Below are 16,707 nucleotides of genomic sequence, written 5' to 3' on the forward strand. Positions count from 1 at the left end.
CTGGGATCATCCAGTGGATACGATTTATGAGCGGAAAGAACAGAAAGGATTTTGCAAAGATGGCAGAGCAAAATGAATATATTAAAGAAGCTTATGAATGTCTGGAGAAGATGAGTGCAGATGAAAGAAAAAGAAGAGAATACGAAGAAAGACAAAAAATTTTGTGGGATCATAATTCGTTTATGAAAAGTGCAAAAATAATTGGGATACGAGAAGGTCGTGAAGAAGGACGTAAAGAAGGACGTAAAGAAGGGCGTAAAGAAGGATACAGGGAAGCATTAGTTTCAATTGTTATAAAAAAATTGCAAAAAGGGATGTCAGCAGAGGAAATTGCAGATTTTCTGGAAGAGGATGTCTTGACGATACAGAGAATCTATGATATTGCCAATACCTATGCACCGGAATATGATATAGAAAAAATAGTACAAAAGTTGGAAAACACATCGGGAATGAAACAAAAGTAAGAAAAGAGTAAGTCAAATCAGATAGATGAGTGATTTGACTTACTCTTTTTTTCGCATGTAATTAGTTGTTGTTCACTTATAAAGTAAAAACACCATATGAGGATGCTCTAAGGCATATGCATTAGTATGAGGAATGTTTTACTTCAAAATTTTCCGCAAAATACAAGTAATAATTCCCACCACGCAGAATGGAAAATATGCCGGGTAAAGAGAACCAAATACCAGGATACCGCCTCTGATACCGGTCAGCAACTGAACATCAGCAGGAATTGCAGCTGCGGCTAGACTGAAGAGGTAGGACAGAACATATACTAGGACAAAATAAGTAAGTCCGCGTCCGGTTCCGTGCCGGATGCCACTTAATGTGAAAAAGAACGTAGACAGCATCCAGATCAGCATAACCGCTCCGACAGCCAGATAAGCAATCAGAGTAAGATCAGGATTGGATGTCAGTGTATTGATATCTCCATAATCAGACAGCTGATTCCAGAATGAAAAAAAGGTAATCGCCAGGATGATGGCGGACATCAGAACTGGTGCCGGGCGAAGGATGAAAGTGGTCAGTTTCTCAGCGGCAGTACTTCCGGTGCGGGCAATATTCCGGATTGGAGCAGCCAGTTCTTCGGAAGAGGAATCGGGACGTCTGCGGGAATTTCTCCGTTCTGTCCGTCTGGCTGGTCTTTGGCGGTCATAATAAGAATCCTCTTCTTCATAATCATCGTCATAATCAGGAGCAAGCCTGTCTGTTTCATCGTAGTAGTCGTCAGTTTCATAATCGTTAAGGTAGTTTGTGTCGTCATACCGGTCGTCATAATCATCCTGCCCCACAGGGATCGACGGGAGATCGCCTGTATAAGTTACTTCAAAGTTGTCATCAAAATAGTCGTCTATATTTTTTTTATTATTCATAAAACAAATACACCCTCCTTGTGCATAAGTGTATGGTAACTGTTTTGACAGTCTGTGTCAAATAAATAATGAGATAATTGTGAAATCTGAAAAATTGAAAATGGGTTAATGTAGCAAAGATGGAAAGAGAAAGAGTGGTAGGGGACATCATTCTATGGTAAAATAAATCTGTATGAAAAAAAAATGAGGACAGAAAAATATGGCGATCAATATAGCAACAAAAGCAATCCTGAAAATCCTGTCTTTTGGAGGGATTGATGTAGAAGTATCAAGGCAGCTTGCGGATCTGAAAAGACTGGATCCGATGAAAATTTTTTATAAAAAAATGGATCTGCAGGTATATAACGGCGATTATGAAGTTCCGATCCGGGTATTTTTCCCGGATGAAGCATCGTGTCTGGAAAAAGATCAGATTAAGGGACGAAAGATCATGCTTTTCCTTCACGGAGGAGGATGGGCGACTGAGCATGTGGAAAATTATGAGAGAGTATGTTCCCGGATGGCACAGGCGACGGGGCAGACTGTAGCAGCAGTAGAATACCGCCTGGCGCCTGAGCACAAGTTCCCGACCGGGCTTATGGACTGCTATGCCGTGGCAAGAGCATTGTATATGCATCCGGATACAAAGCCGGAGGATATTACTCTGATTGGAGACAGTGCAGGTGGCAATCTGGCAGCTGCATTGTCCATTATGGCACGGGACCGTGGTGAATTTATGCCAAAGAGACAGATTCTGATCTATCCGGCAGTCAATAATGATTATTCAGAGAAGAGTCTGTTCTCTTCTGTAAGGGAGAACGGGCAGGATTATCTTCTGACGGCAGGCAAATTAAAAGATTATATCAATCTTTATGCAGGTTCGGAAGAGGACAAGTTAAACCCATATTTTGCACCGATTCTGGAGAAAGATCTGTCAGGACAGCCGGATACACTGATCCTGACGTCAGAATTTGATCCGCTCCGGGATGAGGGAGAAGCGTATGGAAGACGTCTTGCAGAGGCAGGTAACCGGGTGGAAGTACACCGGATCAAGGATGCACTTCACGGATATTTTGCACTGGGAATCCGGAGTCTGCATGTACAGGAAAGTTTTGAATATATCAATCATTTTCTGGAGGGGGAATAGAAAATGCCGCAGACAAATGTAAAGCACTGGAGAAGGCTGGACAATGCAGCGAAGCTTTTTCCGGCGGCGAGCAGTAAAAGGGATACCCGTGTATTCCGGTTCTACTGTGAATTGAAAGAGGATATACAGCAGGAGATCCTGCAGAAGGCGGTAGACAGGACACTGGAAAAATATCCGATCTTTCTGTCCGTGCTGCGAAAGGGACTGTTCTGGCATTATCTGGAACAGAGTAATAAAAGACCGGTTGTAAGAGAAGAGTATAAGGAGCCGTGCAGCAGCCTTTATATCCGTGATAAGAGAGATCTGCTTTTTGAAGTGACTTATTACAAAAAGAGAATTAATTTTGAGGTCTTTCATGTGCTGACGGACGGAACCGGTGCCAGTGAATTTGTACGGGAGCTGGTGAAAAATTATCTGTATCTGGCACATCATGAGGATGGACTGGAGGATGTGGTTCTGTCAGAGTATTCGGAGAGCCTTTTCGATCAGGAAGCAGATGGATTTGAAAGATATTATTCCCGCCAGGCAGACCGCAAAAAAGAGAAAAAACCGGCAGCGCATCAGCTTCGCGGAAACCGGCGTGAGCTTGGAAGCCTGCAGACGACAGAGGCAGAAATTCCGGTCGAAGAACTGAGGCATCAGGCAAAGACTTATGGTGTATCGATGACGGTATTTCTGACTGCGGTATATCTGTGTGCGATTCACCGGACAATGACAAGACGGCAGGAAAGCAAGCCGGTTGTACTGATGGTTCCGGTAAATCTGCGTAATTTCTTTCCGACCAATACAATGCTCAATTTCTTCAACTGGATCGAACCGGGATATCATTTTCAGGGTGGAAAAGAAGAGTTCACAGATGTTGTGCAAAAAGCAAATGCATGCTTTAAAGAAGAATTGACAGCGGAAAAGATGGAGAAGCGGATGAACGATTACTTCGCTTTGCAGGTGCATCCAATCCTGAAATTTGCGCCGCTGGAACTGAAAAATGTCTGTATCAATATCGGGGCGAGGACGGCAGAAAGTGATGTGACCGCTATTTTTTCCAACATGGGAATCATCCGGATGCCGGAAAGCTATGAGACGTATATCAGGTATTTTGGTGTTTATACAAGTACGCCGAAAGTAGAGCTTTGCATGTGTTCTTTCCGGGATAAGATTTATCTGGGATTTACGTCCAGATATGACTGTGATGCGATCAAGGACAACTTTTTCCAGATTCTGAAAGAGCAGGAAGTAAAGCCTGAGATCCTTGAAGTGGAGTATCCGGAAAGTGTGATGACAGAAGCGAAAGGAATGCAGATTTTCAAAATATTTACATTTCTTTGCATGATCGCGATTGTGGCGGCACTGGGAGTGGATTATAGCATTGATACGAATTTCCATCTGTCACTGTTTGTGTGCGGCGGTGCGTTCAGTATGTGGTTGGCGCTCGCAGTCGGTTTCTTCAAGCGGTACAATCTGCTGAAGAATGCCATGTGGCAGCTGATCATTGTGACAGTCGGCTGTATTATCTGGGACTGGCTGACCGGCTGGCATGGCTGGTCGATTGACTTTGTGCTTCCGGGAGTCAGTGGCTTGATTATGATTTCGATGCTGATCATATCGAGGGTGTATTACCGTCAGGCGAAGGACTATCTGGTGTACTTTGTGATGGCGGCGCTTTACGGAATGATCTTACCATTTATCTTTTTGCTGACTGGTAAGGTACGAATTGTATTTCCGTCTGTGATTTCAATTGGGATGGGCGTGCTGATGCTGATCGGACTGGTGCTTTTCAAGGGAAAAGAAATGCGTCAGGAAATGGAAAAGAATTTACATGTATAAATCGGTGGTGCCGCAAAATTATCTGGATTGATGATTTTGCGGCACCATATTTTTTGCATTTAAATATCTGACGAGTGCGGTGATCTGGATCAGAAGTTCTTCCTGATGCTTTGCATCGAGTTCTTTAAATAAAGAAAGAACTTGGAATTCAAAACGAAGCAAAGAAACAGAAGGATCCGGTTCACCAATTTCCAAAGCTTCATCTGCAGAGATGCCATACAGATTGGCAAGGGTTGCGAAAGTGGAGAGATCCGGCTCGGCAACGTTATTCTCATAACCGGACAGAGATTTTCTGTGGATACCGGTCAATTCCATCACTTGTTTCTGGGTATATTCTTTATTCTCACGGGCGTTTTTCAGAATTTTACCAATATCTTTCATGAAAATGTTCCCCCTTCAAACATAGTATAAATTCATTATAAATGGTCAGAGCAGGAAAAAGCAATGACAATTTATTTTGATTTTTTATCGAGATAGTCTGCGAGAGATTGAAACTGAATCAAAAGCTCTTCCTGGTGGCTGGTGTCAAATTTTTGGAAAAGAGTAAGCATTTTTCGTTCGCAGCGCGAAAGGGAAAAATGCGAGGGGGGGGTAGAAGTCTTAATTCCTAATACTTCATCCGCAGAAAGTTGATATAAGCGGAGCAATCTGGCAAATGTGTCAAGATCTGGTTCAGCTACATTGTTCTCATAACCGGACAGAGTCTTGCGGTTGATGCCGGTCAGCTCCATTACTTTTTTCTGGGTTAAAAAATGATCTTCCCGTGAAGACCGGAGAATTTCTCCAATATGTTCCATGAGCAGGTCTTCCTTTCTAAGAGTTCTTATATATTATAAGCGAAATCTGTATGCGTTATTACCTATTATAAAGGAAATAGATGTCAGAATGTAGAAAGTCTTATAAAAAGTACATTTAGAGATTAAAAGTCCTAAAAAATAAGACAAAATATATTGTTGCGAGATATTTCGAGACATTTCGAGAAAACAAGGAAACAGGTACAAAAAACATTAAAGAGCAAAAAAATGACAAATTAAATAATGAATAAATTAACGATTCGTCAAAGTGAACAAAACGGAAGATGTTTATGAGAAAAAACACGGGGAAGGCTTAGAAAAAGCGCAAGCTGTGTTGACTTCCTAGAAATTAAGACTTATAATATTGAAGATAGGATACGTATGCAATAAAGCATATAACATGTAATATCAGAAAGAGAGGAAATTAAAGATGAAAAAGAGAAGAGTACTTCATCAGGCATGTGCGTTCTCTGTCGCAGTAATGCTCGTTGGAGTCAACGCTGTTCCAGTTGTGGCAGCAGATAACAACAGTGTTTCTACATATGCTGCTACAGATGAAACTAAAGATCGTGGAGATATGTATGCGGATGTACATGTTGATACATCAAAAGGATATTTTAGTGGATGGGATTCTAAAACACCTGTATTAACTAATGATTACTTAGGATACGGTAGTAGCATTTATTTACCACAGGTAGTAGCTCTTGATGGATGGACATGGACAGGTTGGGAAATTGAAGCACCAGACGGATTTGTTGACCATGTTATAGATACGACACAGACTGGATATCAGATTGTTAGTACTGTAAAGGGAGCATACAAGGTAGAGGCTACATTTAAGCAGAATACTCCGGCTGAAACACAGAAAACAGCTCATGTTACATTTAACGTAGATTCTGAAAAGGGAACTATTACAGATCCAGCAGGCGCTAAAGATGTAAATTATGTATTAGATGAAAATGATGGTGAAGCACATCCAATTCCGAAAGTAGAAGCAAAAAAAGGATACGAATTTACTGGATGGAAGATTGAGGGTGCTAATGAAGGATATTGGGATGCTAATTCTACAACATTCTATGTTGGAGGACTTGCATTCTATGCACCAGGTTCAAATGATGGATATGTAACATTTACTGCTCAGTTTAAAGAAAAAGAAGCTGCTGTTAAGGTTGTTAATGCAAAAGTCACAGTTGCCAAAGAAAAAGGTTACTTTGAAGAATACGGTGAAGATGGTACTCATGAAACAACCAATAATAATCTTCAGGAAAGCAATTATACACTTGGATATCTTCCGAAAGTAGTAGCAAAAGATGGCTACACATGGACAGGCTGGAAAGTAACGAACAAAGCTGGAGAAGAAGTTTACAGCAATCTTGATACAACTACTTCTTCCATCGCGTTTGATCCTGCAAAAGCTGATGACTATACTGTAGAAGCTACTTTCACACAGAACGTAAAAAGAACAGTAGATGTTGCTATCACAGTAGATGGAAATAAGGGTTCATTCCCGGAGTATGACGGTTCTGAGTTAGTTTCATTTGCTAATCTTGAGGAAGACAGTGAACAGGCTTATGAACTTCCAAAAGTAGAAGCTAAAGAAGGATACAAATTTATTGGTTGGAGAGTTACAAATGGAGTTGATGAAGAAGTAGGTGCTTGGGATGCAGATTCTAAGACATTTGGCATCCAAGGACTTGCTCATTATGCAGAGGGTTCTAATGTAGCATATCTTAAAATTGAAGCTCAGTTCGCAGAAGTTGAAACAACAAAAGTTGTTAATGCAACAGTTGTGACTGATCTTAAAAAAGGTTACTTTAAGGGATACGAAGGAACAAAAGAACTTCATAATGAAAATCTTCAGGACAGCAACTACAACCTTGAATTTCTTCCGGAAGTAGTAGCAAATGACGGCTATACTTTCACAGGATGGGTAGTAACAGACAGCGAAGGAACTGAAGTTTACAAACTTGATCCTTCAGCAAAAACAATTGCATTCCCATACGGAGTAGCTGATGATTACACAGTAACAGCTACATACGAAAAGACAGAAGAACCGGCTGAAGAAGTAGTAGTTAACGCTGATATCGTAATCAACGGTGACCAAGGATCTTTCAAAGGATATGAAGGAGCAACAAAACTTGAAAATAAAAATCTTCAGGAAAGCGATTACAAACTTGGATTCCTTCCGACAGTAGTAGCAAACGAAGGTTATACATTCAAGGGCTGGAAAGTAACAAACAAAGCTGGAGAAGAAGTTTACAATCTTGATACAGCAACAACTTCTATCATGTTCCCATACGGAGTAGCTGATGACTACACAGTAACAGCTGTTCTTGAAAAGAACCCAGAAGAAAAAGCAGTAGCAAATGCAAATGTTGTAATCAATCCAGAAGAAGGATACTTCGAAGGATACGAAGGAGCAACAGTTCTGAACAACAACAATCTTCAGGATGATGATTACTTCCTTAACTTCCTTCCAAAGGTAGTAGCAAATGACGGCTATACATTCAAGGGCTGGAAAGTAACAAACAAAGCTGGAGAAGAAATCTACAACCTTGATGCTAATACAACTTCAATCGCATTCCCATACGGAGTAGAAGACAACTACACAGTAGTAGCTGTATTCGAAAAAGATGAAGAACCAGAAGAAGTAGCAGTAGCAAATGCAAACGTTGTAATCAATCCAGAAGAAGGATACTTTGAAGGATATGAAGGAGCAACAACTCTGTACAACAATAACCTTCAGGATTCAGAATACAATCTTGGATTCCTTCCGACAGTAGTAGCAAATGACGGATATACATTCAAAGGCTGGGTTGTAACAAACAAAGCCGGAGAAGAAATCTACAACCTTGATGCTAATTCTACATCAATTGCATTCCCATACGGAGTAGCTGATGACTATACAGTAACAGCTGTTCTTGAAAAGGATGAAGAACCAGAAGAAGTAGCAGTAGTAAACGCTGATGTTGTAATCAACGAAGAAGAAGGATACTTCGAAGGATATGAAGGAGCAACAAAACTTGAGAACAAGAACCTTCAGGAAGCAGATTACTGTCTTGGATTCCTTCCGACAGTAGTAGCAAATGATGGATATACGTTCACAGGTTGGGAAGTAACAAATGAAGCTGGAGAAGTAATCTACACACTTGATGCAGATGCAACTTCAATCATGTTCCCATATGGAGTAGCTGACAACTACACAGTAACAGCTAAATTCGAAAAGAAAGAAACTCCAGTTGATCCGGTAGATCCAGTTGATCCAGTAGACCCAGTTGATCCGGTAGATCCAGTTAATCCGGTAGAGCCAACAAATCCGGAAAAACCGGCTAATGGCGATAAGACAACAACAAAAGACAAAACAAAGAAAACAACAGACACCAAGAAAAAATCTGCAAAGAAAGCAGATGAAAAGAAATCTGACACAGTTCAGACAGGTGATCACAGCAACGTATTTGTATACGTAGCAACTCTTCTTATTGCAGGTGCTGCAGCAGTTGTAGCATTCTTCAGAAGAAGAAACGCATAATCTGGTCTTAGCAATAAGCACAGATGATGTGAATTTAATCAGGTGGCTGTGAGTTCTCTCCCAGCTACCTGAAGTTTATAAAGGATATTTCTATATGAATAAGCATACGAATCCAACTATCGCAAAAAGACCAAAGAAAACTCATCGTGACCGCGGGACAGAGATAGGTTCTGTTCTTGTCATACTTCTTGCATGTGTGGTGATTGGTGGAGGTATTTATTTTGTACGGCAAAATTTGAGTGGGGGAAAGAGTACCACACAAAAAGTTGGTGATACAATTACCATCAAACCACAGAAGTTAGACAAGACGCAGTTAAAAGCATTAATTGACAACACAGAATCTATTAATACAGAGACCTATACCGATGAATCCGTAAATGAGCTGAAAGCAGCTGTAGAGAAGGGAAATACACTTTTACGTGGGGTTCCCGGACAGGATGCAATCGAAGAAACGTATATGGAAATTGTTAACGCGATTCAGGGGTTGACCAAAAAAGACACGCAGTAATGCGTGTCTTTTTTGGTTCTATATTGAAGTAATGGAAGAACAATTAACCAACTGTTCTATATTTTTTATCTACTACGTTAAGAAGTTCATATCCGTCTTCTGTTACGAGAACGAGGTCCTCGATACGTACACCGTATTTGCCTTCGATGTAGATTCCCGGTTCGATCGAGAAGATCATACCCGGTTCAGCTACGTTCTTGTTGATCGGGCTTACATCACCGTATTCATGGTCTTCCTGGCCGATGAAATGTCCAAGACGAATCTTCCAGTATTCTCCGTATCCTGCTTCGCCGATGAGATCTCTTGCCTGCGCATCGATATCACAGAAACGTACGCCTGGTTTGATGATGGCTTCTGCTTTCTCAACCGCTGTACGAACAAGGTCATGGATTGCGGCCTGTTCTTCGTCTACGCTCTTGCAGTAGAAGGTTCTTGTCATATCTGAGCAATAACCGTTCCAGATGCATCCCATATCGATCAGAACGCATTCTCCGGCTTTCAAAGTTCTTGTCTCGCTTGGTGAGTGATGTTGGTCAGCAGCGTTAGCACCGAAGCATACGATCGTATCAAAGCTGAGTCCTGTTGCGCCTTCTTTGTAGTATTCTGCTTCAATGAAATCAGCAATCTGTTTTTCTGTCATGCCTTCTTTAATGTAGGCAGCAGCTCTTTCCATAACCATGTCATTGATTATAGATGCCTGTCTCATGATCTTGATTTCTTCTTCATTCTTAACAGCACGAACACCGTCTACACAGTCAGATCCCCATATCGTTTTCAGTTCCGGGCAGCGTTCCTGAAGCGGGATCAGGAAACGAGCAGGAAATGCTTTGTCGATACCGATTACGCCCTTGGTATCGATATGTTCTGTCAGAACCCCGATCTGATCATCCATATCACTGAACCATACTTCTTCAAATCCTGTATCAGATACATAATACAGATAGTTCAAAAACATGGTGTGCTTTCCGTTTGTACGAAGCAGCAGAGCGTACAATCTTTCCCCTGGATGTACCATGATGCCCGTTAAAAAGCGGATGCTGAGTGGATCAGATACAAGTAACTGATCGATTCCTTTTTTTTCCATTTTTTGCAATACGCGTTCCATTCTTTCGTTCATTGCTATAATTCTCCTCTCTTAAATACACTACACCAATCATAGCACATTACAGGCAAAATATGAAGAGAAAGCTGCCATCTATTTTTTAAAATATGTCTTACGAACAGTGCAGGATTTTTTTTGCATTTTCCACACGTTCTCTCGAAGGTGGATTGATCCCTTCGAGAGGATAATCAAGTCCCAGCTCTTTCCATTTGTAGGCACCAAGTGTGTGATAAGGCAGGATTTCTACTCTTTCTACATTATCAAGTGTCTGGATAAAATCATTTAACCGGTTTAAGTATTCATCATAGTCGCTGCGCTCCGGTACGAGCACATGGCGGATCCAGACAGGTTTTTTGATATCGGAGAGAAAGCGGATCATATCCAGAATGTTTTTATTTGTTTTTCCGGTCAGCTCTTTGTGAGATTTTTCATCGATATGCTTGATATCAACAAGAAGAAGATCGGTATACTGCATCAGCTCCTGGAATTTGGAGAAAAATGGTTCTTCTCTGGTAAAAGGACCGCCTGCAGTATCAATCGTTGTGTGAATACCTTTTGCCTTTGCTTTTTTGAAAAGATCCAGCAGAAAATCAATCTGAAGGAGAGGTTCTCCGCCGCTTACGGTGATTCCACCACCATTTTTCCAGTAAGTGCGGTAACGCAGAGCCTGCGCAAGAAGCTCATCGGCACTGCGCCAGGTGGCGCCGTTTTTATCTGTCATATTCCAGGTGTCAGGGTTATGGCAGAACTGACATCTCAGTGGACATCCCTGAACAAATATAATAAAACGTACCCCAGGCCCGTCAACAGAACCAAAGCTTTCTGTAGAGTGAATAAGTCCTTTGATTTGAGTCATATGAAAATCTCCTTTTTCATTGTGTGATTGGAAAACTGCGGATCAGGCAGAGTCTTTTAAATGCCTTAGTATGCAGGAAAAGCTGCCAGCAGCATCTCTGTATGTGCCGAAAGTCATGCATTTTAAAATGCATGACTTCCAGCATAACGATATGTTTGGCAAAAGAGTGTAAGTTCGGTAATTACATACGATCGTGGCAGGTTCTTGCGATCACATCGAGCTGCTGTTCGCGTGTAAGGTCGATGAACTTAACCGCATATCCTGATACACGGATCGTAAAGTTTGCGTATTCTTCTTTTTCCGGATGTTCCATAGCGTCAAGAAGTTTTTCTGTTCCGAATACGTTGACGTTCAGATGGTGAGCACCCTGTGAGAAGTATCCGTCCATAACATTTACCAGGTTGTTAATGCGCTCCTCCGGAGTATGTCCGATTGCATCCGGGTTGATGGTCTGGGTGTTAGAGATTCCGTCAAGTGCCCATTCGTAAGGCAGCTTGGCAACGGAGTTCAGGGAAGCAAGAAGTCCGTTCTGTTCTGCACCGTAGCTCGGGTTTGCTCCAGGTGAAAGCGGTGCGCCTGCTTTTCTTCCGTCCGGAAGAGCACCGGTAGCTTTTCCATATACAACGTTTGAGGTAATGGTAAGGATAGAAGTTGTCGGTTCGGATTCACGGTAGGTGTGATGCTTTTTCAGTTTCTTCATAAATGTCTGAAGAAGCCATACTGCGATATCATCTGCGCGGTCATCATCATTTCCGTATTTCGGGAAATCACCGGTTGTCTCGAAATCTACAACGAGTCCGTTTTCGTCACGGATTGTTTTCACTTTTGCATATTTGATCGCACTTAAGGAGTCAACTACATGAGAGAATCCTGCGATACCTGTTGCAAATGTACGACGTACATCGGTATCGATCAGTGCCATCTGAGATGCTTCATAGTAGTATTTGTCATGCATGTACTGGATCAGGTTCAGTACGTTTACATACAGTCCAGCGAGCCAGTCCATCATCTTGTCGTATTTAGCCATTACTTCATCATAATCAAGGTATTCAGAAGTGATTGGTGTGTAAGCCGGTCCTACCTGATCTTTTGACTTGCAGTCGACACCACCGTTGATCGCGTAAAGAAGGCATTTTGCAAGGTTTGCTCTTGCTCCGAAGAACTGCATTTCTTTACCTGTCTGTGTTGCAGATACGCAGCAGCAGATAGAATAGTCATCGCCCCATACCGGACGCATTGCATCATCATTTTCGTACTGGATAGAACTTGTTTCAATAGAAATATGTGAAGCGTAGTCCTTGAAGTTCTTCGGAAGACGTTCTGTGTAAAGAACAGTCAGGTTCGGTTCCGGAGAAGGTCCCATGTTTTCCAGGGTGTGCAGGAAACGGTAGTCTGTCTTTGTTACCATAGAACGTCCGTCCTGTCCCATTCCGCCGACTTCCAGTGTAGCCCAAACCGGGTCACCAGAGAAGAGCTGGTTGTAAGATGGGATACGTGCGAATTTAACCATACGGAATTTCATTGTCATATGGTCAACTAATTCCTGAGCTTCTTCTTCGGTAAGGATTCCTGCTTCCATATCTCTCTTGATGTAGATATCAAGGAAGGTAGATACACGTCCGACACTCATGGCAGCTCCGTTCTGAGTCTTGATTGCTGCAAGGTATCCGAAGTACAGCCACTGGAATGCTTCTTTTGCATTTTTTGCCGGCTCGGAAATGTCGAATCCGTAGATAGCAGCCATTTCTTTCATACCCTTGAGGGCACGGATCTGTTCTGCAAGTTCTTCTCGCTGACGGATGACATTGTCACGCATGGATCCGTATCCGCAGTTTGCGAGATCGTCCTGCTTCATAGCGATCAGAAGATCGATGCCGTAAAGAGCAACACGACGGTAGTCACCGACGATACGTCCTCTTCCGTAAGTATCCGGAAGACCGGTAAGGATTTTTGCGTGACGTGCTTTTTTCATTTCCGGTGTGTAGGCATCAAATACTGCCTGGTTATGTGTTTTATGATAATCTGTAAAGATTTTATGGAATTTCGGGTTTGGTTCATATCCGTAAGTTTTGCATGCTTCCTCAGCCATTTTGATTCCACCGAACGGCATAAATGCACGTTTCAGAGGTTTGTCAGTCTGAAGACCCACAACCTGTTCTTTATCTTTCAGTTCTTCGCAGATATAACCTGGACCGTAAGCGGTAAGAGAAGATACCACTTCTGTTTCCATATCCAGAACGCCGCCTTTTGCACGTTCTTCTTTCTGGAGTTCCTGAAGCTTGCCCCAGAGCTGGTTTGTTGCTTCGGTCGGGTCTGCAAGGAATGAAGAATCTCCCTCGTAAGGTGTGTAGTTGTTCTGGATAAAATCACGAACGTTGATTTCTTCTTTCCAGAGTCTTCCTTCAAATCCCTGCCATTGTTCTTTCTGCATCATTTGGTTATTCCTCCTTCTTGTGGGTGAGCCATAGTACCTATGACCCGGTTATTATACACTGTGTTGCTGCGGTTTATGCCCGGAAAGTTCTGGCAAATTCCAGACATATGAAAAGGTTCAGCTAGAAGAACCGATGGATGTTTACGCTTTTATATAGCCCTGATTTATGAAAAATCTTATAAAAATGCGTAAAAAAAGCCGGCATCTGAGCTGAATCGCCCAGACGGTCGGCTAAATAATCAAATCCTCATATTTCCCTGTGGTTCATTCCACTTCCGTCAGTCATATGAGCAACTTTAATTTAACAAATTGCTATATAAATGTCAATGACAAAATTGTTTTTTTGAAAAAAACATAATAATGATGTGAGTGTCAATAAGTATAAATACCGAGAAAAGCTTAACATTTATCAAGAAATCTCTCAATCGAATTGAGGCATGTACCTGGAATAGAACATAAAAAATGTTAAAAAAATATCAAGCATCTATTGAATTCTGTTTTTTAGAGGATTATAATAAAAACATCAGGTGATTTACAAAATAAAGGAGGATTTTTATCATGGCAAGAAAAGTTGTTTTAGCAGGAGCATGTCGTACAGCAATCGGTGTAATGGGCGGACAGTTTGCAAATACATCGGCTGTAGAACTTGGAACGATCGTAATCAAAGAAGCTCTCAAAAGAGCGGGCGTTTCTCCGGATCAGGTTGACGAAGTGTATATGGGAAATGTTATCCAGGCTGGCAACGGACAGAACCCGGCACGTCAGGCAGCTGTATATGCAGGAATCCCGAATGAAGTACCGGCAACAACTATCAACGTACTTTGTGGATCCGGTCTTCACTGTGTAAACCTTGCAGCGAAGCTGATCGCAGCTGGAGATGCAGATATCATCGTTGCAGGTGGTATGGAAAATATGACAATGGCTCCGTACATGTTGAGAAACGGACGTTATGGATATCGTATGGGAAATGCGACAATCGAAGATGCTATGATCAAGGATGGTCTGACCGATGCATTCCATAATTATCACATGGGAATCACAGCAGAAAATATCTGCGAACAGTGGGGACTTACAAGAGAAGAACTGGATGAATTTGCAGCATGGTCTCAGAACAAATGTGAAAAAGCAATGGCAGAAGGTAAATTTAAAGACGAGATTGTTCCGGTCGAAGTGAAGAAGAAAAAAGAAACGATTCTTGTAGATACAGATGAAGGTCCTCGTAAAGGAATCACAAAAGAAGGTCTTGCAAAACTTCGTCCTGCATTTAAGAAAGACGGTATGGTTACAGCAGGTAACGCATCCGGAATCAATGATGGTGCAGCTGCACTTATCGTTATGAGCGAAGAAAAAGCAAAAGAGCTTGGCGTAACACCTATGGCAACATGGATCGGCGGAGAACTCGCAGGATGTGATCCGGCAATCATGGGAATCGGACCGGTTTATTCAACACGTAAGGTTATGAAGAAGCTGGGAATGGAGATCGGAGATTTTGATCTGATCGAAGCAAACGAAGCATTTGCAGCACAGTCAGTAGCAGTTGGAAAGGATCTTGGATTTGATCTTAGCAAACTGAATGTGAACGGTGGAGCCATTGCTCTCGGACATCCGGTTGGCTGCTCAGGTGCGAGAATCCTTGTAAGCTTGTTGTATGAGATGCAGAAAGAAGATGTACATACAGGACTTGCAACACTTTGTGTTGGTGGCGGAATGGGATGCTCTGCTGTAGTTAAAAGAGATTAGGGATAGAAAAAAAAGGGTGGATACTTTTTAAGTGTCTGCCTTTTTTGAATGATTTAGGTTGTGTTGACAAATTGGGCAAAAGATAATGCGTCTATTCTAGTTGTGCAAACCATTCCGATGAACCCCCTAAAGCGAAAATCGTGTTCAGCAGAGGCTTCCACGATTTTTGGGTTTTATCTCCATTGCACAAAAGACGAATAGACGCAATATCTTTTGCCCAATTTGTCCCTCGAAGCTATTGACATTATTAAATAAAAGCGTAGTAACTAAAAAAGTCTGGCGAGGTGTGCCAGACTTTTTTCTACGATGAGATATATGCGTTTTGCATGTTTTAGGGCTTTGAAAAAAATTAATATACCAGAGGTTTTTCTTCGCCGTTTAATACACGAAGAGCGCCTTGGGCGAGAGCGAGGAGTTCGTCTTCTCCTGGGTAGACGGTGATTGGGGCGATGAATCCGACTTTTTCCTTGATCTCGGATGTTACATAATCGCTGTATGCGATACCGCCGGTGAGAAGGATCTGGTCTACTTTGCCGTTAAGTACGGCTGCCATGGCGCCGACTTCTTTGGCAACCTGGTAAGTGAATGCGTGGAATACACCGGCTGCTTCTTCGTCACCCTTTTCAAAGGCACGTTCTGCAACGTCGCGCATGTTGTTGGTTCCAAGGTATCCGTTGAGACCGCCTTTCCCGTTGATCTTTTTATATACTTCATCCTGTGTGTACTGACCGGAGAAACACATTTTTACGAGTGCGCCTGCCGGTACACCGCCGGAACGTTCCGGTGAGAAAGGTCCGTCTCCGTCAAGCGTGTTGTTGACATCGACAACTTTGCCATTTTTATGAGCACCGACAGATACACCGCCACCCATATGTACAACGACCAGGTTCAGGGAGTCATAAGATACACTCTGTTCTTTGGCGTAGCGTTTGGCAACTGCTTTCTGGTTCAGTGCGTGGAAGATACTGATACGCGGAAGTTCCGGGATTCCGGAATATCTTGCAACAGGTTCCATCTCATCGACAACAACCGGGTCAACAATGTAAGAAGGAACTCCGATCTCATCACCGATTTCGCGGGCAAGGATGCCTCCAAGGTTCGATGCATGCTGTCCTTGCACACCTGCTTTTAAGTCAGCAAGAAGTGCGTCAGATACTGGATAGGTTCCACCTGGGATCGGTTTTAAAAGTCCGCCTCGTCCTACTACAACATTCAGAGATTTGATGTCGAAGCTGTTCTTTGCGAGAATATCTACGATCAGTTCTTTACGGAAATCTTTCTGGTCAACGATGGTTGCATATTTTGCAATCTCTTCGGTGGAATGACGGAGTGTTTCTTCGAATAACAAAGTTTCGTCTTCGTACACACCGATCTTGGTAGAAGTAGATCCCGGGTTGATTACTAAAATTTTATAGCTCATA

Annotated in this window: 12 protein-coding genes, 1 pseudogene and 1 riboswitch; of the genes and pseudogenes, 6 read left to right on the top strand and 7 right to left on the bottom strand. The window is 42.3% G+C overall.

Annotated features, from left to right (window positions below; all coding sequences use genetic code 11):
• Positions 1-2: 2 nt before the first annotated feature.
• Positions 3-464 (top strand): annotated as a pseudogene (locus PG418_RS00510) (PD-(D/E)XK nuclease family transposase); the annotation flags it as partial.
• A gap of 138 nt (positions 465-602) precedes the next feature.
• Here the strand turns inward: PG418_RS00510 and PG418_RS00515 are convergent.
• On the bottom strand, positions 603-1,373 hold the full coding sequence (locus tag PG418_RS00515; RefSeq protein ID WP_498836933.1) for a hypothetical protein: 771 nt from the start codon (positions 1,371-1,373) through the stop codon (positions 603-605).
• A gap of 199 nt (positions 1,374-1,572) precedes the next feature.
• Here PG418_RS00515 and PG418_RS00520 point away from each other — a divergent pair, with 199 nt between their 5' ends.
• Both PG418_RS00520 and PG418_RS00525 read left to right on the top strand, forming a co-directional pair.
• A complete protein-coding gene (locus PG418_RS00520) occupies positions 1,573-2,499 on the top strand; it encodes an alpha/beta hydrolase (RefSeq protein WP_498836934.1) in 927 nt (308 codons plus the stop codon).
• Positions 2,500-2,502: 3 nt separating this feature from the next.
• Positions 2,503-4,323 carry a DUF6320 domain-containing protein gene (locus PG418_RS00525; RefSeq protein WP_455346590.1) on the top strand — a complete coding sequence of 607 codons (1,821 nt, stop codon included), beginning with the start codon at positions 2,503-2,505 and terminating at the stop codon, positions 4,321-4,323.
• A gap of 18 nt (positions 4,324-4,341) precedes the next feature.
• On the opposite strand, the gene PG418_RS00530 is transcribed toward PG418_RS00525, so the two are convergent.
• Entirely contained in the window at positions 4,342-4,704 is a 363-nt protein-coding gene (locus PG418_RS00530; RefSeq protein WP_022220639.1) for a helix-turn-helix domain-containing protein, read from the bottom strand.
• A 71-nt stretch (positions 4,705-4,775) separates the two neighbouring features.
• A complete protein-coding gene (locus PG418_RS00535) occupies positions 4,776-5,120 on the bottom strand; it encodes a helix-turn-helix domain-containing protein (RefSeq protein WP_498836935.1) in 345 nt (114 codons plus the stop codon).
• Between the two features lie 427 nt (positions 5,121-5,547).
• On the opposite strand from PG418_RS00535, the gene PG418_RS00540 reads away from it, so the two are divergent.
• Together PG418_RS00540 and PG418_RS00545 are read left to right on the top strand one after the other, a co-directional pair.
• Positions 5,548-8,646 carry an InlB B-repeat-containing protein gene (locus PG418_RS00540; protein WP_498836936.1) on the top strand — a complete coding sequence of 1,033 codons (3,099 nt, stop codon included), beginning with the start codon at positions 5,548-5,550 and terminating at the stop codon, positions 8,644-8,646.
• A 94-nt stretch (positions 8,647-8,740) separates the two neighbouring features.
• Positions 8,741-9,154, top strand: a complete 414-nt coding sequence (locus tag PG418_RS00545) for a hypothetical protein (RefSeq protein WP_498836937.1) — start codon at positions 8,741-8,743, stop codon at positions 9,152-9,154.
• Between the two features lie 43 nt (positions 9,155-9,197).
• Here the strand turns inward: PG418_RS00545 and PG418_RS00550 are convergent, their stop codons facing one another.
• The 3 genes from PG418_RS00550 to pflB form a co-directional block, all read right to left on the bottom strand.
• Entirely contained in the window at positions 9,198-10,271 is a 1,074-nt protein-coding gene (locus PG418_RS00550; RefSeq protein ID WP_455346595.1) for a M24 family metallopeptidase, read from the bottom strand.
• A gap of 97 nt (positions 10,272-10,368) precedes the next feature.
• Positions 10,369-11,112 (bottom strand): pyruvate formate-lyase-activating protein, encoded by a 744-nt coding sequence (gene pflA / locus PG418_RS00555; RefSeq protein WP_008371941.1) that lies wholly within the window; start codon positions 11,110-11,112, stop codon positions 10,369-10,371.
• 181 nt (positions 11,113-11,293) lie between these two features.
• Positions 11,294-13,546 carry a formate C-acetyltransferase gene (gene pflB / locus PG418_RS00560; protein WP_455346597.1) on the bottom strand — a complete coding sequence of 751 codons (2,253 nt, stop codon included), beginning with the start codon at positions 13,544-13,546 and terminating at the stop codon, positions 11,294-11,296.
• A gap of 210 nt (positions 13,547-13,756) precedes the next feature.
• Positions 13,757-13,842: riboswitch (ZMP/ZTP riboswitch) on the bottom strand.
• Positions 13,843-14,104: 262 nt separating this feature from the next.
• Here pflB and PG418_RS00565 point away from each other — a divergent pair.
• Entirely contained in the window at positions 14,105-15,286 is a 1,182-nt protein-coding gene (locus PG418_RS00565; protein ID WP_022220828.1) for an acetyl-CoA C-acetyltransferase, read from the top strand.
• A gap of 349 nt (positions 15,287-15,635) precedes the next feature.
• On the opposite strand, the gene buk is transcribed toward PG418_RS00565, so the two are convergent.
• A complete protein-coding gene (gene buk / locus PG418_RS00570; RefSeq protein ID WP_173686724.1) occupies positions 15,636-16,706 on the bottom strand; it encodes a butyrate kinase in 1,071 nt (356 codons plus the stop codon).
• Position 16,707: the final 1 nt, after the last annotated feature.

Source organism: Bariatricus sp. TF06-38A, assembly GCF_027690675.1.
GTDB lineage: Bacteria > Bacillota > Clostridia > Lachnospirales > Lachnospiraceae > Allocoprococcus > Allocoprococcus comes.